Raw genomic sequence first — 25,292 nt, 5'->3', positions numbered from 1 at the left:
TTGACGGCGTTCGAAGCGCTCAATCGTACTCACTGAATGTGCAGCCTGACGAAGGACGTCAGGTTGCGCGGGCCAGTTGTCGCCTAAAGGAATCTGATCATGGTTGATTCGCGCCGTCCCGCCCTGCAACTGTTCGATGAGTTGTTCAGCGAGGAACAACGAGCACAGAACGTCGGACTGCAGAACCTCGAGACATACCTGCAAAACGGTGGATCAATTTATCCACTGGTTGAAAGGGGTGTTCAATACATGGTCCAAGAGCATCAGCTCAGCGTTGAGCAAGCGCAACAATATTGGCGCGGCGCCAATAGCATAGCCACGTCTCAGCGGCGCCAATTTATCGAGCAGACGCTGCGGGGCACCAGGCCCGCGCCAAAGCGCAGCTCCAGCGGTTTGTTATCGATCGTGGACGGTCCCAATTATCACGCTCTGATCGGTACCGATTTTTCCGCGTTGTGCCCGCCAGATGCACTGGAGTCCATCTGGTCGCCAGTGGCGTATCTGATCGACTTGTTGCGCTGGGTTCGTGACCGTCTGGAGGGTATCAGAGAGGAAGACGATTTCTCGCTGCATAACCGGCGCACAGATCTCTTGGCACTGAACGTCGACTTCAATGCGGTTTATCAATCGATCTCTTCTGTGGACATCATCGTTGAGGTGCTGGAGAAATTCATCGCGGCGCAAACGGATATCGAATCCATCGAAGACGCGCTGATCGCAGCCCGCTACCCCAATGGTCTGCCTTATTACCAGCATTGGGTCACAATTGATGGTATCGCGCAGTTTCATGACTTGTCGGTGGGCGACTTCGAGCACCGGGTCGACCTGGCTTATCCCTATTTTCTGCAAGCCAATGCTCGAGGTGCCAATACTGCACAGGGTTTCGCCCATGCCTCGCGGCTTGGCCCTTATCAGCGCCAGTTGCTGACCGAACCGCGTGCGGATTTCGCCCTTCGCGAAGATTTTTTTGCGCACAACTTTGGTACCTATACCGAGATGTATTCGAATCTCAATCAGGTGGAGTTTTTCGGTCAGCGCACCAAGCTCGACAGCCGACAGATCGAGGCTCTTCTGTCGATTGGCGACTTTGCTCCCGTGCGCTCGGCCAATGTGACCTACCCGGATGAAACGCCCAAGCAGCCTGAAAGCGAGCGCTCGGGTTCGGTTTACATCAATGACGGTACTGCGCCGGCGGTGGGTTTCGATCCTGCAACCATGCCTCGCATTCGAATGACGGCAATCCCCGACGAACTCATCGGGTTCAACCGCTATACCCGGATGAATCAGATGGTGCGTCTGGCCAACTGGACAGGATTGCCGTTCGAACAGCTGGACGCAGTGTTGACATCGGTCATCCGGGCAACAGGGCGCGGCAATTCAACGAAAGGTCACAGCAACGAGATGGACATCTCCAGTGGCGCGGTTCATGCGCTTGGGTTGTTCCAGACGTTGCGCGAGCGCTACGAATGCACCGCCGCGGACTTTGCTGTGTTTGTGGGTGAGCTGTCGGTTTATGGCCGCGGTGAAGCGCTCTCGCAATTCGATCAGGTGTTCAATTTTCAAACCGGTTATCGCGAGCCTTTCAAGCTCGACAACGATGAGTTTGCGGTGGCGCCGATACCGGGCGTGGTGGATCTGACGATCAGCCAGCTCTGCAGTGGTCTGGCGATTGATCCGCAGACTTATTACGTGCTGGCGAACGCTGTGGCCAAGGCTCATGGCTTGACCGACAAATTGAAGCGCAACGCAGCGATCATCTCGAGCTTCTACCGTTTGGTGAGGCTGGCCCGGCTGTTGAACATCACTCCGGTTGAAGGCGTGCTGATGCTATCGATCCTGGGCGGCGATGACTGGGTCAATGGCTTGGCCGGTACTCCTGTCATCCACGATGTACCGGACGGTTCACCGGATGCGCTGGAACTGATCGAGGCTATGCAAAGTTGCGTGCAGTGGTGCGCGCAAAACAATCTGCCGGTGTTGTGGGTGTTGCAGCATGCGGTCGCTGCGCCAGCGGCTCAGGATCCATCCGAACAGGATGAGCAGTTTTTCGAGCAGGTTCGCAATTTGCTGCCGACTGCACAGTTGTCCAATAGTACGTTTCTCATGGCAGGCGTTCCGGCAGCCGGGGCCGCGGACTGGATCGAATTTCTCGCGACATCCGCCGACAGCCTGGGGCCGATAACCGACGGGCATGGTTTGATCCTGCCTCCGGAGGGAAGCGCTGAGATGTATCTGGCCTCCGTCCATAAAAAAATCGCCTGGGCGGTCGACAGCGCCTTGGGTGAGATCGAGCCAGCGTTGCGGCAGAGCATCATCGACAGCATGGTCAGCGCGTTTTTACAGATGCGCGATGCGCAGACTTCGCTGGTCAAGGAGACGCTGGCGGCATACGCCGGCGTTGGCGTGGATCAGGCATTGCCGGTCCTGAACTGGGCAGACGTCACGGTGCATCAGTTACTGCTGCATGTGCTGGAGCAAGCGGATGCGGGGAGCGAAGGGGGCGGCCGAACTCGCCCCCGAGTTGCCGACACATCATTCGATCTACTGGCTGAAGTTCGCCGGCGCAGTGAGGTGGTGTCGACCCTGGGGTTAAGCGCGGCGCTGTTGCAGGATTATCTGGATAGCGGCTACAAGGACTGGCTGGTTCAGGACGACAAGCATGCGTTGACGGTGCGCACGCTTTATTACCTGACCATGCTCACTCGCGCTTTTGCCCTCGCCTCAGCCTCGAGCGGCCAACCGCCACAGAAGCTGTTGGACTACCTGCGCCAGGTCAACGCATTGCCGGATGTCACCGGAGATGCGAGATGGCTGGCACAACAGGCGGCGGCGATCAAACTGGCCGATTTTTTTGGCTGGAGCGTTCAGGAAGTGCGCGAATGTGTGAGCCGCATCGATCCCGACCTGAAGGTGTTGAAAAACCTTCCCCAGCTCGATTTGTTGATGCGCGTGCTGGCGCTGTCCACCGAGAGCGGCATGGATGCGTTAACGATTTTTCTCATTGGTAATCTGCCCGAAACCGTCGACAAAAAATCCTATGCCGATGCCGCCGAACATGCCCTGCTCGGCGAGTCCGATACTCGTGCCCCGATCGTGCACGTTCCAGGCGACGTCAAAGGGCTGGTCACAATCACGTGCGAAGTGGTGGATGACAGCACCGTCGTGGCTAACAAGCCAGACGAAAAAGTCACTTATAAAGTGACCCTCAAAGACGCCAATGGAAAGTCGCTGAGTGGCGTCAATGTTTATTGGCGCGCCACATTGGGCACCATTGAATACAAGGCGACGGGAACGGACGGGACACTTTTGGCCGAGTTCATCCCCGGCAAGGTCATGGGCCGCGACACGCCAATGCTTTGGTTGGACTTGTTCGAGCCGCAATACGCCCCTCCCATAGAAATAACTGCCGACTTCACTACGTTGTCGTTCCCTATTGCAGAACTTTCACCTACGCCTTTGGAAACAGTGAAATACGGTCATGAAGTAGAACTGTATGCGGTGCTGGAGGACGACTACGGAAACCGCGGACAAAACTCGCTCGTGGAGTGGTTCGGCAAGAGCGTTCCGCCCGCGAAGATGGATGCCGTCACTATTCGGCCGGCGCAGGGGTTCACTGATCAGCAGGGGCTTACCCGGGTTTTTGTCTCAAGCAAGACGGGCGGCACATTCGTGTTCAGCGTTCGCTCTCAGTCTGGGGAAAGCGAAAGAATATTCCCCCATGCCATTACCTTTGCCAGGGAGTAGCGGCAGGGCGTTGCATACCGCCTGGCGAACGTTTTTCCCCGGGCCATATTCCAAGGAGCAAGATCATGGCACTGAGTAATATTGGCGGGCTGCTGGAAAAACGTCGCTCGGCACTTCTTGAATACTGCATCGGTCAAGTGGCCAATGATAAATACCCTTTTCTGAAAACACCTGAAGACTTGTTTGAATTGCTGCGCATGGATCCTCTGGATACTTATCAGGTCAAGAGTTCCAGAGTTGCCGAAGCGATAAGTTGTGTGCAGCAGTACATCCATGCGGTGTATCGAAAGCTGGAACCAGGATTCCGGGATCACGAGTTCGACAAGCGTCATCTGCGCGAATGGGAGATTTTCAGCAATTATCCCGACTGGACCGTGCCCCACCAGATTTCATGCTATGCGGAAAACTTCATCGTTCCATCGGTGCGATTGCGCAAAACCAGTCTGTTCAAGAATCTGGAAAACAACCTGAACCAGGCCCGTCTGGACAAAGATACCGTGCAGGCGGCGCTGCAGGATTATTTGCAGGCATTCGAACAAGTCTGCGATCTCGATGTGATCAGCTGTTTCATGGACGGCGTGACACCGGCCAAAGCTGATTACTACTTTCTGGGGCGGCAGCGGGTGCAGCCGTTTCAGTATTTCTGGCGCAAGGCCGAGATCGAACTGGGCGCAACCAGCGTTTCGGTCAATCCGGCGGTCTGGAGTGAATGGCAGGCCGTGGAAATCCCGACCGCCGATCAGGTGCTGGATATCCGCCCGGTGTTCTGGAATGGCCGGTTGTGTGTGGTCTGGGCCGAATGGCGCGACGCGGTAGTCGCGAGTGCAGCGGAGTCGCTCAGCCCGAGCAAACTGGTGATCAATCTGGCATTCATGAAGCAGAACGGGCAGTGGTCTGCGCCGTTGTGTGTGCACAGTTCAGAACACAAGGACGAGGGTTTGGCGAGCTCCAGACTGATTGCGACGGTGCAGGTCGATTATCTGAATCCGAAGGGCAAGTTGGGGATTTTACTGACGGGCAACCTATCTTCGCCATCCGGCAGTCTGCGGGTGCATGGTGTCTACGACGTTCTGATGCGCCCCCTTCTGGACGGTGGCGCATGGCTGGATCTGGCGCTTGAGGAGCGATTTGTCAGCAACGATACGGTTCAGCACCCACTGAACAGTCAGGTGACTGTTGTCACTCGCATAAAGACCCATGGTTCCCTGACGCCCTATCTCGACCTGCACGTTATGGCGACGCGCGCGGATGACAAAGATGTGCTGACGGTGCAGGGTTTTGCAGCCCCACGGGCCTGGACAGCGCTCGGTTGAAAATGGAGCTGCAAATTGCAGGTCTGCCTTCTGATAGTGACCCGCCGCCGATCCTCGAAGAACAGGATGCAGGCGGGGGCTGGGTAACTCAGTCGTGGACTTCCTCGCGGACGAAAGGCACCTGGCCCACGCCAGTCATTTTTTCATTCGCCTCTCCCACTTCCCCGACAGGACAGAAAGAGTTCGACCTGACGATTGTCGATCTCATGGATTTCGTCCCGCCAGCTCTGCACAAGAACAGTACCGACGGGGCACAGTTTCTTTCATTCAATCAAACTGGACTGGCGTTGAAATTCATTCGGCTCAATTCCTTGTTTGGCTCGGAACTGGTGAGATGCTCGAATATTTCCGTGGACGCCGTGCTGGACTGGTCCAACCAGTTCATTCGCGAACCATCGCCGATCGGCGCAGAGTTCGTTGAACCACCCAATGGTGCCTTCGACGGTGCCAATGGTCTGAACTTCTGGGAGCTGTTTTTTCACCTGCCGCATTTGATTGCCACCCGGTTGCGCGACGAAGAACGCTTTCAGGAAGCGCAGAGCTGGCTGCATTACGTATTCGATCCACAGGCCACCGCAGATCCGGCCAATCCGCCGGTTCCGATCGCGAACCCGAAACCGGCGTATTGGCGTTGCCGGCCTCTGGATATCGCAACAGCGCCGGGCAATCCGGGTGGGAAATCCAGAATCCCCTCGATCCGGATGCCATTGGCTATGCCGCACCCGCACATTTTCAGATCCTGATGTTCACCGACTACGTAGAAAACCTGATGGCGTGGGGCGATTGGTATTACCGACAATTGACCCGTGACAGTCTGGTGGCCGCCAAGCTTTGCTATGTCCAGGCCGGGTTTCTGATGGGCAAGGCGCCCACCGCCGACACAGCGACTCGTTGGCAGACCGACACCGTGGAAAACCTCTTGGACAATTGCGAATCGCGACCCCTGCTTGAAGCGCTTGAAAAAACGCTGGATTTCAACCTGGCAGATTACCCGATCGCTTCCGACACCCCGCCGATCCTGGGTTTGTTGGCCTGCGAACCTTTCAGAATTCCGATCAATCAATCGCTGCTCGACCTGTTCGCAAAGCCGCAGCAACGCCTTGATAACCTGCGCAACAATCTCACGATCGATGGCAAACCGCTGGACGTGTTGCTGTTCAGCCCGATGACCGATCCCGGCAATTGCTCCGCGATCTGGCCGCTGGTAGCGCGGCCGGGCCCAGACCGATGGGCGGGCGCCTGGTGGTCAATGCGTATCGCTGGCGGGTCACGTTCGAAGTCGCGTTGCGCGGGGTACAGAGCCTGCGGGATTTCGGCAGTCTGGTGCTGCGTCTGCTCGAGCAACGCGACCGTGCCGAGCAGGAAGAATCGCAGCAGAACCATTTGCTCGAGCTGGGTCGCTATGCCGAAACGGTACAGGAACAATCCATCGCCCAACTGGAGGCGAATGTCACAGCGCTGAAGCAGAGTCGGGCAATGGCGCAGGACCGGGCCGACGCCTATGCAATGCGTTACAGCGAAAACGTTTCGCCGATCGAGTATCAGGTCATGGCCAGTCTGCAGCAGTCGAAGACATCAGCACTGCAGGCCAAAGTTGTCAGGGTGGCAGGGGGCGTCATCGCGGCGTTGCCAAAAATCTATGGTACTTCCAACGGTGGCTTCAAACCCGAACGCACTTTCGATGCGGTGGCTTTCGGCCTGGAGGTTTCTTCGTCATTGCTGCAAATCGACGCCGACCGACAGGCCACCACTGAAGGTTATCGCCGTCGCCGCAGTGAGTGGGCGCTGCAACGCGATCAGGCGCTGGCGGAGGTGGGCGCAATCGATGCGCAGATCGAAGCGCAAAGCCATGCGGTCAGCGCGGCGAGGTCCAGCCTTGAACAGACGCTCAGGGCTAACAGCCAAGCGTTGACCATGTACAACTTCCTTAAAAAACGCGCGAGCAATGCCGAGCTGTTCGGCTGGATGCTTGGCCAGCTCAAGGCTCTGCACTATCAGGCGTACGACGCGGTCGTCAGCCTGTGCCTTAGTGCTCAGGCTTCACTGGCTGCCGAAACCGGGGATTATGATGCCCCCGTCCCTTTGCCTCAGGCCTGGCTCGATCACCGTTATGGTCTGGGCTCGGGTGAACAACTGCATATGTACCTGCTGGACCAGGAGCGCAGGCGCTTGCAAAGCTACGAGCGGCGGCCGGAACTGATCAAAACCATTTCCTTGCGGCAGTTGTTCGACGACAGAATCGAGCCTCAAGAGGGCATAACCAGCTGGGCAGATGCACACGCGCAATTGATGGCAACAGGTGTGTTGGAGTTCAGACTGACCCAGTTGTTGTTCGACCGTGATCATCCTGGCCATTTCTGCCGGCAGATCAGTTCGGTGGAAGTCGATCTGCCTGTGCTGGCCGGTCCCTACGAGGATGTGCGGGCAACGTTGCTGCAGATCAGTAGCGTGACCGCGACCCGACCGACCACACAGTCTGTGCAGTATTTGCATAAGCCCACCGCAATCGCACCTGGCGATCTGCTGTTCAACCTGCGCAGCGGTCAGCAGATCGTTTTGTCGGTCGGGCTTGGCGATAATGGCCAGACCCACCAGAAACCCGACGAAGGATTGCTCAACCCGTTTGAATACACGGGTGCCGTTTCCCATTGGCGGCTGAGTTTTCCTCGCCCCCTTAATCAGCCGCAAGCTGCAATGCTCAAATCCTTGACCAATATCATTCTTCGCGTGCGGTACTCCATCAAGGCCGGCGAGCCGACGTACGTCCAAAAGGTCACAGACCTGGTGACCGAGGCTGAAAACACCTACCTGGCGCGCCAACGCAACGGAGCCAGCGATCATGAATGAGCCCGTCGTGCAAAAAAATGAAAGCCTGCTGCTCAATGGTGACTTCAATGATCGGCTCAAAGAGTGGCGTACCAGCGGTAGGGTTGGCCTGGCGAGCGAGTTTTATGATGGCGAGTTAGTCAATTTCATGGAGGTCGGTGTCGGGGCTTCGGCCACACAGGAAGTCAAAGCTCCCAAAACCCCCGGTGCACAAGCCGGTTACGAACTGACGTTTTTATGTGAACTGCGGCCCGGCGTTTCATGGTCGGGCGAATCGGGCTGGTTGCACATCCGCAAGCGCGGTGAAGTGTTGATGAGCATCGAGCTCACGGCGCCAGAAGGTCGGAATCCGGAGCTCGAAAACGCCCGACGGCTGGCGGGACAGCCGCTTGAATTCAAGCCGCGCGCGTATCAACGGTCGCTGGATCAATTGGAATTCGTGAGCGATGACGCATTGAGCTTCGAGGTCAGCGGTGTCCCTGACAACACGGGCGACAATCGTTCGGCAATCTGCATCACTCGAATCGACCTGCAACTGAAGCTTGAACCGCTGCAACTGCAGACGGTGCGACTGGATAGCGAAGATCTGCCACCAGGCCAGACGTTATACCTTTGCCTGGGCGCTTCCCTTGGCGATGACCCGGACGACTCTCTGTTCATTCCCCACGGCCTGTCTTTTATTCCGGCAGACGGCAGCGCCTGGCTGGATACGAATATCGCATTGATCATTCACGGCAACCCGATGGAGTCAGTCAAGGCGACCCCCGACTGGGGCGCCTATCAACCGCTATTGTCGCAGTGGTCGCTCGATTGCCCGGATATGGGGGAGGAAAAGGCTCATGACTTCACGATAAGTCTGGTGAACCAGTACAACGCCGAGCCTTACACGATTGACGTATCGTTGGGGCATCATCGATTAGCGCTTCGCGAAGTACAGAGCGCGGCTTATTACCCTGTCCTGGATTGTGCCCAAAGCGTCCGTTTGGGTGTGCAGGTTCTCTCGTACTACACCGGCCAGGCGATTGATGGCCGGGAAGTCAGGTGGACGACTGCCGGGCAAGGTGTGCTGGGCACCGGCACTACCGATGAACAAGGCTTGGTCTACTTCGATTTCGTTCCTGAGCAAGCAGGCGATTTCATTCTCACAGCTTCGGTCGACAGTCCTTATTACCCAAGTGGCGAGGTGACTCTCGAGTTTTCGGTCACGGTGCTGGCGACCGATCCCTGGATGGACTTGCGTTGCGTTGTCGAAGGGCAGGTAACCCAGTGGAGCGCGACCGGTTATCCCAATCGCGGCACTGATTACCCCTTCATTGTGCGCTTGCCCGCCGACAGCCCTTTGCTGGCGACTGATCTATCGCTGCACTGGAGCGGCGTCGGGCATGAAGAGCTGAAGGTCACGGTCAACCCGCCACTCCAGCAACCGGTCGCTTTCGATGGGGACGATAGTCTCTGGACGCTGGCCTGCGAGGACTGGCTGGACGGTCGCTTCGAACTGTCATTGGTCTGCTCGAAGCTGTTACTGCCATCGCCGCGTAAACCCATGTCGCTGGCGCGCAACAAGGTCAGGATCGCTGACACGCGCGGCCCGAATATTTCACCGGTTGTCGAGGACTCCGAAAAGACGTTGATGCGGGTGCAGGTGGTGCATGTCACTGACAAAGGTGCCGGTGAGCCAGTGATTGATGCGATCGTCGACTGGCAAACCCCTGAGGGCATTGTCGAGTCTCGTACCGGCAGTGGGGGCTGGGCCAGCCTGTATTACCGACCGTTGACGGCTTTGAGCAACGAGACGATTACCGCCAGTGTGAGTGCCTACGAAGGCGGGCCGGCAGATGAACACTCATTTTCGGTCACGGCGTTTGCACGAGACGAATGGAAGGACAAGGTCAGCATCACGTTTGATGCCGTTCCGATTGCCCATGACGGAATCGCATGCAAGCGCGGCCAGAGGCATATCCTGACGGTCCGGGCATTAGCGGGCAGCCCGTTGATTGGCGAGGCAATTACGCTCGGATGGCGGAACGAAAATCCAGAGAACGGTCTGGCGGTGAGCGACCTTGACGTACCAAGAATATTGCGCGAAGGGGAAGATTTGAGTTGGTTGTTCAGCTCTGATCGTATCGAAAGTACCAGCAGTATTTTCGAGGTGAGTTTGCGCACCGACACTCTCACGAACAAGGATTTTTCTTGCCGACTGTTATCACCTGACCTCCATGAAGAAATGACCGTGGTCCTGGATCAGATGACCGATCTCAGGGGCCAGCCACTCTTTCCGTGTATCGGCGCTGTACATCGCTATATCTTCCGCACCAATGCGCTAAGCCCTTTAGTGGGTATTGCCATGGATCTGGTATGGAATGGAAGCCCGGCGGCAGAGCTCGGAATCGAATTGAGTCCACCCCGCGGAAGCGAAAATTTTGTGGATGACAGCGGGTTTATCTGGACGCTGGACTGTTCAAAAAGTACCAAACCCGGTGTCTTCGCACTTCGGTTCGTTATCGATACCCATGGTTTCAGCGACATCAATACGATGACCTTGGGCCACAATAAAATCACTATCGAAGACGCCCGTGCATCTGCGGTGGATCCGGTCATTGGGCAGGATCCTGCGTGGATGTGGCTGAAGGTACGCTCCCCTTATGGTCCCGACCTCGCTCTGGATCAAGTGCCTGTTCAATGGACAGGCGACGGCAGCACCGAAGAGCACAGGACGGCTGCCGATGGCTGGAGTGGTTTTCCTTTGCGCCATCCACCGCAGGTGAACATGTGGTGACAGCGGCGGTTATCAGCCCTTATGACCGTTTTGAAGAGCGCCGAACCATGAAGGTTCTAGCGCTGGAAGGGGATCCCTGGGCCGGATTTGAATACAGTTTCGACTCCCAACCGTTTCAGCCACTGGGTCAAAGCGCTGAGTTCCCTCGGCGCAAGGGGCAGCACCAATTGCGCGTGAGTGCCCCGGCGGGCAGCGCGTTGTTTGACCATCACCTGACGCTGGGCATGACCGGCACCGGGCCGACGGAATTGGGCATGCGCTTCGAGGAGCCACGTCTGGGTGACCCCGGGCTTTTCTCGAGCGCCGGAATGACCTATCGGTTCAACGCGGGCGACCTCAAGGACGGGCGTTTCGGCCTGCGCTTTTCCTCGGAGCGGTTGGCCGGGCTTTCTCCGGTTATTGCAATGTCGCTGGGGCAAGGCGCGCAGGTGGTAAAAATTGCGGATCGTTCGCGCAGCAGTCAGACGCTGTTTTGGGGCGAGGCTGTATCTGAGCAGATCACCATTGTGTCGGGCATCAGTGGCAGACCGATGGTGGGGATGAAGGTTGTCTGGTGCAGTCCGGACCTTGGTGAGGTGACCACCACTACCAACTTCTACGGTGAAGCTCGGATACGGTTTGTGCCGACAACACCGGGTGCGGCGCAACTGACCGCCACGGTGGGCGATGCGCTGTATTCGGAGTCGATTTCTTTACCGTTTGTTCTGCACGAGCCCCGGGAGATCAAGGAACTGATCAGCGCTGATCCGAGCGGGTATCCGGGGCAGGTGATGACCGCGCAAGTCCTGGTCGTTTCAGCCAGTACCGCGCAACCCTTGGCCAATGTCGAAGTGATGTGGGAGTACGACCGCACCTCGCTGCCGACAACCCTGACGGATGCCGAAGGCAAGGCAACGGCGCGCATTGTCTTGGGAGGAGCAGGCGAGGCTGCATTGCGGGCGTCGGTAAAGGGTGGTTTGGCTGGCTGGGTGGTAAAAACGCTCTGGTTGACCGTCACTGAGTGTCCAGCAGCGGTGGAATCCGTTGTTGCGTCGCCTAATCCGGTTCCCTTGCAGACCTACGTCTCCATGACCGCGCTGATTGTGGCCAAGGAGGGGCGAGAGCCCATGCCCAGACGGAAAATCCTTGTTTCCACTAATGGAGCACCGTTCACTGATTCGTTTACCGATCACAGAGGGCGATACCAGGCTCACTGGCGGCCGATGAACCTTACGGAGCAGATTTCGCTGGTCGTCAAAGTAGAAAACAGCGACGGCACTTCGGACAGCGGCGCTGTGTATGTTGCAGTCACCAACTGATCGAATCTGTCAGATCGCAGCGGTCTTTTTCCAGCTCATGTAACTTGTCACCAGTCCGGCCCCCAGCTCGGCGGGCCGAACATCCATCACTGCAACGCCATGAGCAGTCAGCCGCTCATGGAGTTGCGAGCGGGCATTGAGAAAATCGATGGTGCCGCAGTAGGCGAGTGCCTCGGGCAACGTTTGCACCGTGGTCTGGCGCAATGTATCCAACGCCTGTTCACGCAGGCTCGCCACCAGCACCCGATGTTGTGCGCTCAGGCGTTTGACTGCGGCCAGCAGTTGCTCGTCTTCATCGCGCAAATTGGTTACCAGCACTACCAGCGCCCGGCGCTTTTGGCGGGCCAATAGCTGGTTGGCGGCAGCCTGATAATCGGCGGAGCGCTGAGTGCTCCCAAGGTCATAAACAGCGTTGAGCAAGACATTCAGTTGGCCGCTGCCTTTGACCGGCGCGACATGGCGCGGCTTATCACCGGCAAAGGTACTCATGCCCACCGCATCCCCTTGGCGCAACGCCACATAACTGAGTAACAGGCAGGCATTGAGCGCGTGATCGAAGTGCGACAGCTCACCGTCCTGGCTGCGCATCTGCCGGCCGCAGTCGAGCATGAAAATGATCTGCTGATCTCTTTCGTCTTCGTACTCGCGGGCAATCGGTGTGCGCTGGCGGGCGGTGGCTTTCCAGTCGATCTGGCGCAGGCTGTCGCCCTCGCGAAATTCGCGCAACTGATGGAATTCCTGACCCTGACCGCGACGTTGTCGCTGGCGCACGCCGAGCTGGCTGAGCCAGTTGTCGACGGCGCGCAACTCGCCGCCGTAAAGCCGGGCGAAGTCCGGGAAGACGCGGGTCTCGTCGCGGACGCTGAGCAGGCGTTTGCCGGACCATAATCCCAAAGGGCTGGGCAGGTTGACTTCGCACTGTTCGAAGCTGAAATGCCCGCGTTCGAGAGGACGCAGACGGTAGCTGATCTGGCTGACATGGCCGGGTTGAAGCTCGACAAGCATCGGCAGATGTTCAAACGCCAGGCCGTCGGGAACGTGGTCGAAGAGTCCAATGGCCAGTGGCTCGGCAAATTCATGGGCCACCTCCAGCTTCACCTCCGCCCAGCGCCCCAATGCCAGGCTGCCGGGCATCTGTCGCTTGATGCGCGGCGAGGGCAGGCGTCTGAGGCGCACAGCGTCGATCACCGCCAAGGCCAGCAGCGCCAGGAGCAAACCCCAGTTGATCGAAATCAGGCTGGACGGGAGGTCGATCTGCAACGCCTGCAACGCGCCGAGCACGATACTGATAACCACCAGCAGGGCCAGCCAGATCAGCAGCAGCCGAGACGGTTTCACAGGCGCGGCGCCGGCACTTGATCGAGCAATTGCGTGAGCACCTGATCGACCTGCAGGCCTTCGATATCCAGCTCCGGCGCGATGCGCACGCGATGACGCAACACCGCCAGCGCGCAGCCTTTGATGTCATCCGGGATTACAAACTCGCCGCCGCGCAACAACGCCCGGGCACGGGCACAGCGAACCAATGCAATCGAGGCGCGTGGCCCGGCGCCGAGGGTCAGCCCCGGCCAGGTGCGCGTGCTGCGCGCCAGGCGCACGGCGTAATCGAGGACCTGATCGTCCAGCGGCAAGTCACTGGCGATGCGCTGCAAGGCTTGAACATCCTTGGCTTGCAACACCGTGCGCAGCGGTTGCACATCGAGCATGTCGGCGCGGGTCGAACGACAGACCTGACGGACCATGTTCAGCTCCTGATCGGCGTCGGGGTAATCCATGCGCACCTTGAGCATGAAGCGGTCAAGCTCGGCTTCCGGCAGTGGATAGGTGCCTTCCTGTTCGATCGAATTCTGCGTCGCCAGCACCATGAACGGTTGCGCGATGGGCAGGGCGCGACCTTCGAGTGTCACCTGGCGCTCCTGCATGGCTTCGAGCAACGCCGCCTGGGTTTTCGCCGGGGCGCGGTTGATCTCGTCGGCCAGCAGCAGGTTGGTGAACAGCGGGCCTTTGCGCAGCTTGAACTGCTCGGTCTGCAGGTCATACACGGCGTGACCGGTGACGTCGCTGGGCATCAGATCAGGGGTGAACTGGATGCGCGCGAACTCGCCGCCAAAGCATCGCGCCAGTGCTCGCACCAGCAAGGTTTTGCCCAGGCCGGGCACGCCTTCAAGCAGCACGTGGCCGCCGGCAATCAGCGCGGTCAGGACAGCGTCGACCACCGCATCCTGGCCAATCAGCGCCTTGTTCAATTCGTTGCGCACTGCCTGCGCCAACTGGCTGGCACGCTGGCGCTGCTGGGCGGCGTGCGTCGCGCTGCCGGGCTCGATCTGTTCAGTCATAACGCGTTCCTCAAGGTTTGCAGATGAGCGACCTGACGGCTGAATTCGGCGCTGGACAAACGCTGCTTCGGTCGTGGGCTCAGGGCCTGGCTGATGGCGCGGGTGGGTTGCCGGGTCAGGCGCGATAGCGCCAGCCATTGTTCGGCGACATTCAATTGATCGAAACCGGGATGGCGGCGGCGCGCGCGGCGCAGGATGTCTTGTTGCAAGGCTTGCAGCAGCGCCTGCTGGCCGTTGTGGCGCAGGAGGAAATCGGCACTGGCACGCAGATGCTCCAGCAGTTGGCGGCGACCCGCTGGCGCCGGCATTTGCACCGGGCCGTGACGCACGCCGGCCTGCCACAACCACAGGCCGATCAAGGCGAGCAGGGCGACGATGGCCTGCGGGAAGTAGCGCCAGAGCAACGTCCACAGACCATCGTGTGCAGTGTTGTAAACCAGCGTGACGTCGGTGTCGGCGCTTAGATACCAGAGCAGCCAGGCGTTGTCGTATTTGCCGATAGCCGGGGTTTTCCACAGCTCGGCATCGGTGACCACGGTGATCGTGCCGAGGCCGTACACCCGTTGCATCATGTGCGTGGCTTTGGCGCTGTTGGCCCAGGCTTGCGCGACATTGTTCGGGTCGTCGAGGTGGAAGTCGGTGTCGAAACCGGCGTAGGCCGGCGCGTCTTCATCTTCCAGATACAGTTTGGTCAGTTTCGGGAAGCGGTCCTTTTCCCCGTCCTCGGGAGGATCTTTCAAGTCCTTGCTCAGCGATTGGTGCAGTTGCACCTTATCGAGCAGCAGATCATTACTTTGCCCGGTTTGCGCATCCCACAACGATTCGGCGACGAACACCAGACGTCCTCCGGCGCGAGTCCAGTTCAGCACCTGATCGACTTCACGCGGCGTCATCCGTGCGCGCTCGCCGAACAGCAACAAGGTGTGGCTGTGCGGATCAATCTGCGGCAGCACCGTCAAGGTCTCGGCGTGGCTGACCGCGAGGCCGCGCTCGCGCAGGAACATTTCTGCCGCCAGATAGGGATTGGCTTGCGCAGCAGGCGAGGGGCCGTGATCGATGACTTCCTGATAAGGACGGGCTTTGAGGTAGAGGAACAGACTCAAGCCGCCAAGCAGCAAAAGCGCCAGCGCAGCCAACGACCCGCCGATGCGCCGGTTCAATGCCCGGATCCTTTGCTGAACAATTCACGCCAGCCGTTACACAGCTCTGCTTGCAGGTGCGCGGCTGGAAGTCGGTGCCCGTAGGCCATGTTCTGCCAGTGAACAGTGAGGTTGCGGCTGTAGGCGAGCAGGTCCGGGCGTTGCAATTGCTCGATGCGGGTGAGGATCTGGCTCTCGGTGTCGGCGGCTTTGAGCGTCAGGTCGAAATCATGCAGCAGATGACTGAGCAGGCCGCGATAGAGCAGGCCCAGCGCGGCGCGAGGTTCGCTCAGCCACAATTGTTCGGCACTGGCGGCGATGTCATCGGGAAGGGTTTCACGGTTCAGATCCAGCCCGAAGACGTGTGGCGGCGCCGGTGGTTTGCTGCGCGCTGGCAGGTTCGGGCGACGACTGACGAAGGCCCGGAGAAATTCGCGATAACGCCAGACCAGCCAGCCCAGCGCGGCAATCAGCGCGCCCCACAACAGCACTTCAATCACGTTCGCCAAGGCATCAAGGTGTCGACCGTCGAGCCAACCGAGAAGGGTTTTCAGCCACTGCGGAGCCTCACCCGGTTGCGCGTCCTTGGCCGGGCTTGCCGGGTCGTCTCCGAAGCGATAGCGGGTGACGCTTTCCTTGTTCTTGAACGGCGGTTGTTCGAGCAGCGACTGGATGCTGTCGCGCGATGCCTGACTGGTCAGCGGCTGATTGAGCAACCGTGGAGCATCCGGCGTATCGCTGGCCCATACCGGTTGCAGGTTCGGCAGCAGCAGACACGCCGCCAGCAACACACCGAGCACGCTGCTGTTCAAACGCTGGCGCAAACGGCGGAAAACCAGCTCGATGTCCCAGGCTTCCAGTTGCGTGCGACGGTTCAGGTACAGGCTGAAGCCGCAGGCGACATACACCGGTCCCCAGGCCACCAGGATCAGCGCATAAAAAACGTTGGTCAGGTGCTCCAGCCAGCGCCAGTCCTGATCGGCGGCGAGCAGCAGCGACTGCCAGTCCCAGTCGGTTTCGATCTGCTGCGGCAAGAGCATGTAGAACAGCAGCATCAAGCCGATCCACAGTGCGGTTTCCAGATGCACGCCGATAATCGTCAGCCATTGCGCGGCGCCACCGTTGCGTTGCAGCAGCACCTGCAGACGTTGTTGTCTGGCCTCGCCGTCGAGCCCTTCGAGTTGGGTCACTGGCAGCACAAAGCTGCGACTCAGGCTCAGCCGGCGCCAGGTCAGACTGGCCAGCAGTTGCGGCTTGAGCAGGCGCGGCCACTCGCGCAAGGCTTGTCTGAGGGTTGGCGTTTCACCGAACAGCGCTTTGGAGAGGATGTACAGCGGCAGGCGTTCGTAGGCCGGTTTCAGCCACCAGAAAATGAACACCGCCAGCGATGGCGAATCCCACAGCAACAGGCTGAGCAGGGCGAACAGCGGCAGGGTGACGATCGCCCAACTGGTCATCAACAACCGCCGATGCTGCTGGCTCATCAACACACCCAGGTCCATGGCTTCCCAGGTCGTGCGCGGGCGGATCACTACGCTGGCGTCACTCAGGCGCATGACGAATCCTTCCGGCAAACAGCAGATACACCGCGACGGCCAGCCACAGCGCGGCGCCGACGGCGTATTTGGTCAGCGGCGTTACGCTGGTTTTCGACGACCAATAAGCCTCGATAAAGGCTGCGATCAACAGGAACAGCATGGCCCCACACACCAGCAACACGCTTTTGCGCGCGGCCAGGCGCAGCGCCTCGCCCCATGTCAGACGTCCGGGGGCGATCAGCGCCCAGCCCAGCTTCAGGCCCGCCGCTCCGGCGAGGGCGATGGCGCTCAGTTCGAACGCACCGTGGCCGATCACGAACGACCAGAAGGTCTGGCCGAAACCGATCTCGCTGAGATGCCCGGCCACCGCGCCGATGATCATGCCGTTGTAAAGCAGGAAAAAACCGCTGCCCACGCCCATCAGCAAACCGCTGGCGAACGTCTGAAAGGCGATGCCCGTGTTGTGCATCACGTAATAGCCGAACATTACCCAGTCTTCGCTGGCCGCACGTTCCGCTGAGCGGCCGAGGTGGCCGGCAACGGGGTCGTACATGCCTTGCATCTCGCGCACCTGCTCGGCCGGGATCAGGTTGTAGATCAGTTCCGGGTTCAGATAAACCAGCACGCCGAAACCGATCAGGCTGCCGAAGAACAACAGGCTGGCGGCCGCAACAAAACGCCACTGTTCGCGCACCAGTCGCGGGAAGTCGGCGAGGATAAAGCTGATGATTTGCGCCCCGAGCCGACTGCGATGCCGATAGAGCTGTTGATGGCCGCGCAGCACTTGTTGTTGCAATGAATCGATCAGAAAACTGCTGTAGCCGCGCGCCTGGGCCAGAGCCAGATGTTGGCAGAGACGTCGATAGGCCTTGGGGAAATCGCTGACTTGCGCTGTCTCCTTGCCTTGTTCTAGGCGTTCGAGCGCCACGGCGAAGCGCTCCCATTCGGCCTTGTGGCGACTTTCGAACAGGCTCTGCTTCATGCGCTCGGCCCCAACAGGCCGCGCGCGATGCCGTTGAGTTCAGACACGGCTTTGGGCGCAGAGATGTGCAGCGGCTGCGCCAGCAATGCCGCCAGCTCGTTGATCCGTGCGGGAGAGAGCTCGGCCTGACGCTCGGCGAAACCGAGTACCGCGCGTTGTTCGCTCAAGGTCAGCGGAACGGGGCTGCGGCGAGGTTCAGCGTCAGGCAGTTGCGGACGGCTCAGCGGGCGTTCGCTGTAAACCACCAAGGTGCCGGCGGCAATGTCGCCGAGGCGTTTGAAGGTCGGGTGTTGCAGGCAACTGAGCGCACCGAGGAAATAGCCGAAGGGCAGTAGATCGACAAAGCGCAGCAGGTTGCGCAATAGCGAGGCCGACCAGCCGATCGGCGTGCCGTCATCGTGCACCACGCGCAAACCCAGCCATTGCTTACCCGGCGAACGGCCCTGACGCAGCACCTCGAACAGCACCATGTACCACCAGCTGATGGCAAACAGCAGCAAGGAACCGAGGCCCATGCCGAGCTTGCCGAGAAATGCCAGCGCGATAAACAGCACGCCGAGGATCAAGCCGCGAATGCCTAGATCGATGGCAAACGCCACGGCGCGCACCATCAACCCGGCGGGGCGCAGTGGCAGGTCGATGCCTTCCGGCGTTTCGACCTGATGCCGGGTATCCAGCGGTGCTTTCCTTCGCGGTGCTGTGGGCTCGAGCATGGGCTACCTGATGTTCGCCTGTTCGGGATGCAAGTGCGCCTGATGCTAGCAGCCTCTCGGGTGTGGGAGCGAGCCTGCTCGCGAATGTGGTGGATCAGTCAGCCTATGTGCACCTGACGGAAAGCCTTCGCGAGCAGGCTCGCTCCCACAAGGGCAATGCATTCCAGTTGTAGGAATCTGGAGAAATTGCTGTTCGAGGGCGACCAGGCTGGCCGTGGCAACCCTGAAACGCCTAGACTTCGCCGATCTTCTGTTCAGGATTCGCCCGTGACTTCAATCTTCTGGTACGACTACGAAACCACTGGCATCAATCCGCGCAACGACCGTCCGCTGCAGGTGGCCGGGATTCGCACTGACCACGCGCTCAACGAAATCGACGAGCCGGTCAATCTCTATTGCCAGCCCAGCGAGGACATCCTGCCGCACCCGGCGGCGTGCGCGATCACCGGCATCACCCCGGGCCAGCTCGCTGAAAAAGGCTTGAGCGAAGCCGATTTCATGACCCGCGTGCATGCGCAACTGGCCGCTCCGGGGACCTGTGGCGCCGGTTACAACACCTTGCGTTTCGACGACGAAATGACCCGCTACAGCCTGTATCGCAATTTCTTCGACCCCTATGCCCGTGAATGGCAGGGCGGCAACAGTCGCTGGGATCTGATCGATGTGGTGCGCGCCGCTTACGCATTGCGCCCCGATGGTCTGGTCTGGCCGACCGATGATGAAGGCCGCGTGACCCTCAAGCTCGAACGCCTCACAGCGGCTAACAATATCGATCACGGCCATGCCCACGAGGCGCTGTCGGATGTGCGCGCCACCATCGCGTTGGCGCGGCTGATTCGCGAGAAACAACCCAAGCTCTACGAGTGGCTGTTCCAGTTGCGTAGCAAACAGAAGGTGATGGATCAGATCCGCCTGTTGCAGCCACTGGTGCATGTATCCGGGCGTTTCTCGGCGGCACGCAGTTATGTCGGCGTGGTGTTGCCGCTGGCCTGGCACCCGAAGAATCGCAACGCCTTGATCGTCTGTGATCTGCATCTTGATCCGCAGGGGTTGCTGGACCTTGATGCGCAAGCCCTGCGTCAGCGTCTTTATACCCGTCGCGATGAGTTGGCCGAAGGTGAGTTACCGGTACCGCTCAAGCTGATTCATATCAATCGCTGCCCGGTTGTAGCGCCGCTGGCGGTATTGCGCGCACAAGACCAGCAGCGCCTTGGGCTGGACATGGCGCTTTATCATGAGCGGGCAGTGCGACTAACTGACGCACAACAAGTCTGGAAAGATAAAGTCGCGGCGATTTATGCCAGCGAAGATTTCACTCCCAGCGAAGATCCCGAGCAGCAGTTGTACGATGGATTTATCGGTGATCGTGATCGTCGTTTATGCGAACAAGTTCGAACGGCGGATCCTGCGCAGTTGGCGCAAGAGCAGTGGCCTTTCGATGATGAACGTTTGCCTGAATTACTTTTTCGATATCGAGCACGCAACTTTCCGGACACCCTGGATGTGGCCGAGCAAGAGCGCTGGAAATTATTTTGTCAGCAACGCCTGACGCAACCAGAGGCAGGTGCGCCGAATACCGTGCAGTCATTTATCGAGGCGGCAGAGCAATGGTCGCTTAGTGCGACGCCAATGCAGCGAGAGGTACTCAATGACTGGCAGAATTATGTACAGGCATTACGCAAACGTTTGAATCTGTGAAATCGAACATACCCGTAATTAATCTGCGGGCATAAAAAAACGCCAGCGCTAGCTGGCGTTCTTTTGTTCGCGGATCGCTCTGCGAAGGTGTTGCGGCTTAGCCCAGCAGGGTAGCCCAGCCTTCAACCACGTCGCCGCCCCACTTGGCTTTCCACTCTTTCAGAGTCTTGTGGTTGCCACCTTTGGTTTCGATGACTTCACCGTTGTGCGGGTTTTTGTATTGCTTAACTTTGCGTGCACGCTTGGTGCCGGTAGTTTTCACTGCGCCGCCGCGTGGAGCCTTGGATTTGGCTTCCGGATCCAGCAGCGCGATGATGTCACGCAGGGACTTGGAGTATTCACCCATCAGCGTGCGCAGTTTGCCTTCGAATTCCAGTTCGGCTTGCAGTTTGTCGTCTTCGGACAGGTTCTTCAGACGGGCTTGCAGCTCTTTGATGGCTTCTTCGGTGGCGCGATATTCGTTGATCAAGGACATGAGTACTACCTTTTGTAGAATGCTGAATGACAGGGGACAGTGCCGCAATAATAGTCAGGCTGTTTCATCAAGTAAACATTTAGATCGGCTTTTTATTTAAATGAGTTACAGGAATTAGCCGCGCTTTGAATGTTCCGTTAAATAATGTGATGCAGTCAGCACAGATATTTACAGTTGTCTGACAAAAGCCCCGCTAAAGCGTCACTGTCTTGACGTAAGACCTGCGCCAGAAAGCCGTTTGACCATGCTTTGTCCCACCCGGCGCGTATGCGTACTGCAGTTTTCCTGCGCAGTCGCTAGAATGGCGGCCTTTGTGAAGTTCTGGAGTTTCCCCCTCATGCGCACTTTTCGGCTGGTGATCTCTTGCCCGGACCGCGTTGGCATCGTTGCCAAAGTCAGTAATTTTCTGGCATCTCATAATGGCTGGATCACCGAAGCGAGCCACCACTCTGACAATCAAGTGGGCTGGTTCTTCATGCGTCACGAAATCCGTGCCGATTCCCTGCCGTTCGGTATTGAAGAATTGCGCGAGAAGTTCGCGCCGATCGCCGAAGAGTTCTCGATGGACTGGCGCATCACCGACACCGAGCAGAAAAAACGCGTGGTGCTGATGGCCAGCCGCGAATCCCACTGCCTGGCCGACCTCCTGCACCGCTGGCACAGCGACGAACTGGATTGCGAAATCGCCTGCGTGATCTCCAACCATGACGACCTGCGCAGCATGGTCGAGTGGCACGGCATCCCTTACTACCACGTGCCGGTCAATCCGCAGGACAAGCAACCAGCATTCGACGAAGTATCGCGGCTGGTCAAACAGCACGACGCGGAAGTGGTGGTGCTGGCGCGCTACATGCAGATCCTGCCGCCGGACATGTGCCGCGAGTACGCGCACAAAGTCATCAACATTCACCATAGCTTCCTGCCATCGTTCGTCGGCGCCAAGCCGTATCACCAGGCGTCCCTGCGCGGCGTCAAGCTGATCGGCGCAACCTGCCACTATGTCACTGAAGAGCTGGACGCCGGCCCGATCATCGAGCAGGACGTGGTGCGTGTCAGCCACAGCGACAGCATCGAAGACATGGTGCGCTTCGGCCGTGACGTCGAGAAGATGGTGCTGGCCCGTGGTCTGCGTTATCACTTGGAAGACCGCGTGCTGGTGCACGGCAACAAGACAGTCGTGTTCTGATCGAGCACGACACGCTTGAAAAACCAAGGGCCTGGGCGTTGAATCGCTCAGGCCCTTGTCATTTGAGCCCGAGGAAAAGTCATGAGCGATCCACTGGACAAAGCCACTTCCAAAGCGCCCGCCACGCTCGGCGAGGGTTGCCTGAGTCGTTACGACCCGGATGACATGAGCCCGGACGACGGCACCGAATTCCCCGGTGCCGCCGAACTTTGGGAGCAGCTCCAGCAAGAGCAGGACGAACCTAAGAAGCCTGCCTGACGTTCATCAACTTCTTCAGCAACGGCTTGCCCAGCATCAACACGAACACCGGGCCGCCAACCAGCAGATAGAAGTAATACGTCACCACGCGCCAGATCAGGATCGCCGCCGCTGCGGTGGATTTGCCCACCATCGGCGCGAGCAGCGCAGCCGAGGTCAGCTCTGCCGCACCGGCACCGCCGGGTAACAGACTGAACTGGCCGGCGCCAAGCGAGAGCATCTGCACCAGAAAGCTCCACGCCCACTGCAAATCCGCGCCGAGCCCGCGCAGGGCCAGATACAGCACGCTGTAGCGCAGCAGCCAGTGCACGCAGGTCAGGGCGAACACCTGAACCAGCGTCTGCCAGGGCAGTTTCAAGGTATCGGTAAATGCCGCGAGAAAGTGCAGCAACTTGCGCGCCCAGCGACGGCGAGTACTTGTCGTGATGTTCATCCCCGCCAACAGCCGCCCGCTCAGGCGAATCAACGCTCGGTGATAACGCGCGATCAACACGCAACTCAACAAACCCCCAAACAGCGAAACGGCGCTGACGGTCAGCAGCCACTCGAGGCGATCGCTCAGGTGCTGGAATAGCGCATAGATCAGAATCCCGCTGAGGGCGCAGAGAAAGAACAGCAGATCGCTGAGCTGATCCATGGCAAACACTGCGCTGCCTCGCGCCGGACGCACGCCGCAACGGGCGAGCAGAGCCATGATCGTCAGCGGCCCGCCGCTGCCGCCGGGCGTGGCGCAGTACGCGAACTCGGCGGCCATCACCACGCCGAGGCTTTTCAATGGCGCGACCTTTTCACGCTGGTCGCCGAGCAACAAACGCAGGCGCAACGTATTGATGCCCCAGCACAGCAGAATCATGCCGAACATGATCAACAGCCAGTTCAGTGGAAAACTGCGCAGGCGCGCCCAGGTTTCGCCGCCGCCGAGCAGCACCGGAATCAGCACCGCCGCGAGCAGGCCGATCAGCAACAACAGGCTGCGCTTCATGCTGCGCGTTCCAGTTGTCCGCGCTGTCGGGCCAGCCAGTCGATTTTGGTCAGCGGCACGCGCCCCTCGGCAAGCAGGCGTTGCAGCGTGTGCAACCAGTAATCGCGAGAAAAACGGTGACGCATGTCCACCGGATGCAGCCCCAGACGAATCACCGATGCCTCGCGCCAGCGCTGTTCACGCTGGTCGCTGAGGATTTTCGACACGCCGCGCCGCCAGGCGCTGCGCGCACTCCACACCAGCCCCGGTGCATCGATGGCGCTGAAATCGGGCAAGCGATAAAGATGCTGTGGATCGCTGGTGTAGCTGAGCGGCAATTCGCGCAAGGCCTGGCGGGTGCCGTCGCTCATCAGCCAGGCCGGGGCGACGAAACCCTGCACCGGCCAGTCGTAGCGCTGAAACATGTCCAGACCTGCGTGTAGGCGGGCAAGGGCTGCTTCGCGGGACAGGCGATAGAACTCGCCTTCGTGGGTGTAGACCCGGCGCATGAACCAGTCGCGCGGGGTGTTTGGCATGGGTTCCTGATCGTCGTGGTAGTAGCCGTGCAGTGCCAGTTCATCGCCTCGGGCGACCCCGGCATCGAGCACTTGGCGAAACGCAGGGTTGGCATCAAGGGCATCGTGGCGATGGAAATCCGGTACCACCAGCCACGTCATCGGCACATCACCCAAGGCATCGACAGTCTCGACGAAGGGCTGGTAATCCGCCCACGTCGAGGGCGCCACATCATGCAACACCAGGCAAACAGCTTTCATTTCTTCAACCATTGGCCACCCGTGGCAGCGTATGGCCGAGCACCGCGTGATAGTGGCTGAGCAGACTGTCGACCACGGTGTCCCAGGCGTAATGCCGTTCGACGTGCTGACGCGCCTGTTGACCGAGTCGATCGCAGCCGCGACTGAACAGCTCACGCACGGCATTGGCCATGGCCTGCGGATTATTCGGTGCACAGAGCAGGCCGCAGGAATCGTTGACGATCTCTTCAAACGCCCCGGCCGCCACCGCCACCACGGGAATGCCGCAGGCCATGGCCTCAAGGATGACCAGGCCGAAGGTTTCCTGGTCGCCGGCATGCAGCAGCGCATCGGCGCTGGCCATCAGCCGCGCGACTTTCGGCGCCGGGCAGAATTCGTCGATAACGCTGACGTTGTCCGGCACCGCCGCAGGCATCGACGAGCCGACCAACAACAAGTGATAACGCGGACCGAGGCGTTGCATGCACTTGAGCAGCACCGGCAGGTTTTTCTCCTTGGAACCGCGCCCGGCAAAGATCAGCAGGCGCGTGTCTTCGGCAATGCCCAGCTCAGCCCGCAGGCCAGGATCGCGGGCGTCGGGATGGAAAGTGTGCAGATCCACGCCCAGCGGTTGCACATGAACATTGCGCACCCCGAGCCCGATGAGCTTGTCGGCCATGACCTGGCTCGGCGCGAGGACACGATCGAAATTGCCGTACAGACGAGTCACGTAAGCCTCGACATTCGGCGTGACCCAATGGCCCATGCGATTGCCCGCCAGCAGCGGCAGATCCGAGTGATAAAAGCCGATCACCGGCACATCCAGCTGCCGCCGCGCATCCAGCGCTGCCCATGCGGTGAGGTAGGGATCGCCGACTTCGATCAGATCCGGCTGCAATTCCTGCAGGACGTTTCGCCAAGGCGCCAGGCGCAGGGGGAAGCGATAACCTTTGCCGAAGGGCAGGGCGGGCGCCGGAACCGTGAAAATGCCGTCATGTTCACCCAGTCTCGCGCCGGGGATCAGCAGGCTGTGGCGAATGGCGTTGCGCTCGCCAAGGCGACGGTGTTTGGCATCCAGATAAGTCCGCACGCCTCCGCTGGCCGGGGCGTAGAACATGGTGATGTCGGCGATATGCACGGTGAGCAACCCTCCGCTGTGTCGTTCTCCCTTGATTGACCTTTATCCAGAATAGATGTTCGGTCGGGATTGCGCGCCCCTCACCCTAGCCCTCTCCCGGAGGGGAGAGGGGACTGATCGGAGTGTTTGGGATTGTTGCGATGTCCTGCGATATCG

At 59.4% G+C, this 25,292-nt stretch carries 20 protein-coding genes; 10 read left to right on the top strand and 10 right to left on the bottom strand.

Translation table 11 applies throughout. From position 1 onward, the window contains the following. Nucleotides 1–99 precede the first annotated feature (99 nt). The 7 genes from AB4O12_RS15360 to AB4O12_RS15330 all read left to right on the top strand — a co-directional run bounded on the left by AB4O12_RS15360 (nt 100) and on the right by AB4O12_RS15330 (nt 11,957). On the top strand, nt 100–3,744 hold the full coding sequence (locus tag AB4O12_RS15360) for a Tc toxin subunit A (protein ID WP_460058986.1): 3,645 nt from the start codon (nt 100–102) through the stop codon (nt 3,742–3,744). A 65-nt stretch (nt 3,745–3,809) separates the two neighbouring features. After that, nucleotides 3,810–5,057 carry a neuraminidase-like domain-containing protein gene (locus AB4O12_RS15355; protein ID WP_460058984.1) on the top strand — a complete coding sequence of 416 codons (1,248 nt, stop codon included), beginning with the start codon at nt 3,810–3,812 and terminating at the stop codon, nt 5,055–5,057. After that, a complete protein-coding gene (locus tag AB4O12_RS15350; protein ID WP_460058982.1) occupies nt 5,054–5,800 on the top strand; it encodes a hypothetical protein in 747 nt (248 codons plus the stop codon). The genes AB4O12_RS15355 and AB4O12_RS15350 overlap by 4 nt, the downstream gene beginning before the upstream one ends. After that, nucleotides 5,683–6,519, top strand: a complete 837-nt coding sequence (locus AB4O12_RS15345) for a hypothetical protein (RefSeq protein ID WP_460058979.1) — start codon at nt 5,683–5,685, stop codon at nt 6,517–6,519. Before AB4O12_RS15350 ends, AB4O12_RS15345 begins: the two co-directional genes overlap by 118 nt. 14 nt (nt 6,520–6,533) lie before the next feature. Next, nucleotides 6,534–7,904, top strand: a complete 1,371-nt coding sequence (locus AB4O12_RS15340) for a Tc toxin subunit A-related protein (RefSeq protein ID WP_460062470.1) — start codon at nt 6,534–6,536, stop codon at nt 7,902–7,904. Next, entirely contained in the window at nt 7,897–10,659 is a 2,763-nt protein-coding gene (locus AB4O12_RS15335; RefSeq protein ID WP_460058977.1) for a hypothetical protein, read from the top strand. Before AB4O12_RS15340 ends, AB4O12_RS15335 begins: the two co-directional genes overlap by 8 nt. A gap of 47 nt (nt 10,660–10,706) precedes the next feature. Beyond that, nucleotides 10,707–11,957: a hypothetical protein gene (locus tag AB4O12_RS15330; protein ID WP_460058975.1), complete on the top strand. Its 1,251-nt coding sequence runs from the start codon at nt 10,707–10,709 to the stop codon at nt 11,955–11,957. 9 nt (nt 11,958–11,966) lie between these two features. Here the strand turns inward: AB4O12_RS15330 and AB4O12_RS15325 are convergent, their stop codons facing one another. From AB4O12_RS15325 to AB4O12_RS15300, 6 genes are read right to left on the bottom strand one after another with little or no spacing between them, the layout of a single operon-like run. After that, complete coding sequence (locus tag AB4O12_RS15325) at nt 11,967–13,295, bottom strand: DUF58 domain-containing protein (protein WP_460058973.1); 1,329 nt, start codon at nt 13,293–13,295, stop codon at nt 11,967–11,969. Further along, on the bottom strand, nt 13,292–14,293 hold the full coding sequence (locus AB4O12_RS15320; protein ID WP_460058971.1) for an AAA family ATPase: 1,002 nt from the start codon (nt 14,291–14,293) through the stop codon (nt 13,292–13,294). Before AB4O12_RS15320 ends, AB4O12_RS15325 begins: the two co-directional genes overlap by 4 nt. Further along, complete coding sequence (locus AB4O12_RS15315) at nt 14,290–15,453, bottom strand: DUF4350 domain-containing protein (protein WP_460058969.1); 1,164 nt, start codon at nt 15,451–15,453, stop codon at nt 14,290–14,292. The genes AB4O12_RS15320 and AB4O12_RS15315 overlap by 4 nt, the downstream gene beginning before the upstream one ends. After that, entirely contained in the window at nt 15,450–16,988 is a 1,539-nt protein-coding gene (locus AB4O12_RS15310) for a DUF4129 domain-containing protein (RefSeq protein ID WP_460058967.1), read from the bottom strand. The genes AB4O12_RS15315 and AB4O12_RS15310 overlap by 4 nt, the downstream gene beginning before the upstream one ends. After that, nucleotides 16,975–17,952 carry a stage II sporulation protein M gene (locus tag AB4O12_RS15305; RefSeq protein WP_460058965.1) on the bottom strand — a complete coding sequence of 326 codons (978 nt, stop codon included), beginning with the start codon at nt 17,950–17,952 and terminating at the stop codon, nt 16,975–16,977. The genes AB4O12_RS15310 and AB4O12_RS15305 overlap by 14 nt, the downstream gene beginning before the upstream one ends. Then, complete coding sequence (locus tag AB4O12_RS15300; protein WP_460058963.1) at nt 17,949–18,665, bottom strand: RDD family protein; 717 nt, start codon at nt 18,663–18,665, stop codon at nt 17,949–17,951. Before AB4O12_RS15300 ends, AB4O12_RS15305 begins: the two co-directional genes overlap by 4 nt. A gap of 267 nt (nt 18,666–18,932) precedes the next feature. On the opposite strand from AB4O12_RS15300, the gene sbcB reads away from it, so the two are divergent. After that, a complete protein-coding gene (sbcB, locus tag AB4O12_RS15295; protein WP_252878783.1) occupies nt 18,933–20,363 on the top strand; it encodes an exodeoxyribonuclease I in 1,431 nt (476 codons plus the stop codon). A gap of 97 nt (nt 20,364–20,460) precedes the next feature. Here sbcB and mvaT read toward each other — a convergent pair whose 3' ends face one another. Beyond that, on the bottom strand, nt 20,461–20,838 hold the full coding sequence (gene mvaT, locus AB4O12_RS15290; RefSeq protein ID WP_016773476.1) for a histone-like nucleoid-structuring protein MvaT: 378 nt from the start codon (nt 20,836–20,838) through the stop codon (nt 20,461–20,463). A gap of 337 nt (nt 20,839–21,175) precedes the next feature. Here mvaT and purU point away from each other — a divergent pair, with 337 nt between their 5' ends. Continuing rightward, nucleotides 21,176–22,024: a formyltetrahydrofolate deformylase gene (purU, locus tag AB4O12_RS15285; RefSeq protein ID WP_041479808.1), complete on the top strand. Its 849-nt coding sequence runs from the start codon at nt 21,176–21,178 to the stop codon at nt 22,022–22,024. 81 nt (nt 22,025–22,105) lie between these two features. Next, nucleotides 22,106–22,282 carry a hypothetical protein gene (locus AB4O12_RS15280; RefSeq protein ID WP_016773478.1) on the top strand — a complete coding sequence of 59 codons (177 nt, stop codon included), beginning with the start codon at nt 22,106–22,108 and terminating at the stop codon, nt 22,280–22,282. On the opposite strand, the gene AB4O12_RS15275 is transcribed toward AB4O12_RS15280, so the two are convergent. The 3 genes from AB4O12_RS15275 to AB4O12_RS15265 are packed head-to-tail and all read right to left on the bottom strand — an operon-like array spanning nt 22,266 to nt 25,115. Further along, complete coding sequence (locus tag AB4O12_RS15275) at nt 22,266–23,264, bottom strand: lysylphosphatidylglycerol synthase transmembrane domain-containing protein (RefSeq protein ID WP_460058960.1); 999 nt, start codon at nt 23,262–23,264, stop codon at nt 22,266–22,268. The two genes, AB4O12_RS15280 and AB4O12_RS15275, sit on opposite strands and share 17 nt — an antisense overlap. Next, complete coding sequence (locus tag AB4O12_RS15270) at nt 23,261–24,031, bottom strand: DUF2334 domain-containing protein (protein WP_460058958.1); 771 nt, start codon at nt 24,029–24,031, stop codon at nt 23,261–23,263. The genes AB4O12_RS15275 and AB4O12_RS15270 overlap by 4 nt, the downstream gene beginning before the upstream one ends. Further along, nucleotides 24,024–25,115, bottom strand: coding sequence for a glycosyltransferase family 4 protein (locus tag AB4O12_RS15265; protein ID WP_460062468.1), 1,092 nt, complete (start codon nt 25,113–25,115; stop codon nt 24,024–24,026). Before AB4O12_RS15265 ends, AB4O12_RS15270 begins: the two co-directional genes overlap by 8 nt. Nucleotides 25,116–25,292 lie beyond the last annotated feature (177 nt).

It is taken from the genome of Pseudomonas sp. S2_A05 (assembly GCF_054668485.1).
This window is presented reverse-complemented; position numbering and strand designations above follow the sequence as displayed.

Coding starts and splice junctions, on each gene's coding strand:
- AB4O12_RS15340 (WP_460062470.1), top strand. CDS start 6,534: ATGGCGCAGGACCGGGCCGACGCCTATGCAATGCGTTACAGCGAAAAC.
- AB4O12_RS15310 (WP_460058967.1), bottom strand. CDS start 16,988: ATGCGCCTGAGTGACGCCAGCGTAGTGATCCGCCCGCGCACGACCTGG.
- mvaT (WP_016773476.1), bottom strand. CDS start 20,838: ATGTCCTTGATCAACGAATATCGCGCCACCGAAGAAGCCATCAAAGAG.
- AB4O12_RS15300 (WP_460058963.1), bottom strand. CDS start 18,665: ATGCTCGAGCCCACAGCACCGCGAAGGAAAGCACCGCTGGATACCCGG.
- AB4O12_RS15335 (WP_460058977.1), top strand. CDS start 7,897: ATGAATGAGCCCGTCGTGCAAAAAAATGAAAGCCTGCTGCTCAATGGT.
- purU (WP_041479808.1), top strand. CDS start 21,176: ATGCGCACTTTTCGGCTGGTGATCTCTTGCCCGGACCGCGTTGGCATC.
- AB4O12_RS15270 (WP_460058958.1), bottom strand. CDS start 24,031: ATGGTTGAAGAAATGAAAGCTGTTTGCCTGGTGTTGCATGATGTGGCG.
- AB4O12_RS15265 (WP_460062468.1), bottom strand. CDS start 25,115: ATGTTCTACGCCCCGGCCAGCGGAGGCGTGCGGACTTATCTGGATGCC.
- AB4O12_RS15280 (WP_016773478.1), top strand. CDS start 22,106: ATGAGCGATCCACTGGACAAAGCCACTTCCAAAGCGCCCGCCACGCTC.
- AB4O12_RS15355 (WP_460058984.1), top strand. CDS start 3,810: ATGGCACTGAGTAATATTGGCGGGCTGCTGGAAAAACGTCGCTCGGCA.
- AB4O12_RS15360 (WP_460058986.1), top strand. CDS start 100: ATGGTTGATTCGCGCCGTCCCGCCCTGCAACTGTTCGATGAGTTGTTC.
- AB4O12_RS15305 (WP_460058965.1), bottom strand. CDS start 17,952: ATGAAGCAGAGCCTGTTCGAAAGTCGCCACAAGGCCGAATGGGAGCGC.
- AB4O12_RS15320 (WP_460058971.1), bottom strand. CDS start 14,293: ATGACTGAACAGATCGAGCCCGGCAGCGCGACGCACGCCGCCCAGCAG.
- AB4O12_RS15275 (WP_460058960.1), bottom strand. CDS start 23,264: ATGAAGCGCAGCCTGTTGTTGCTGATCGGCCTGCTCGCGGCGGTGCTG.
- AB4O12_RS15330 (WP_460058975.1), top strand. CDS start 10,707: ATGAAGGTTCTAGCGCTGGAAGGGGATCCCTGGGCCGGATTTGAATAC.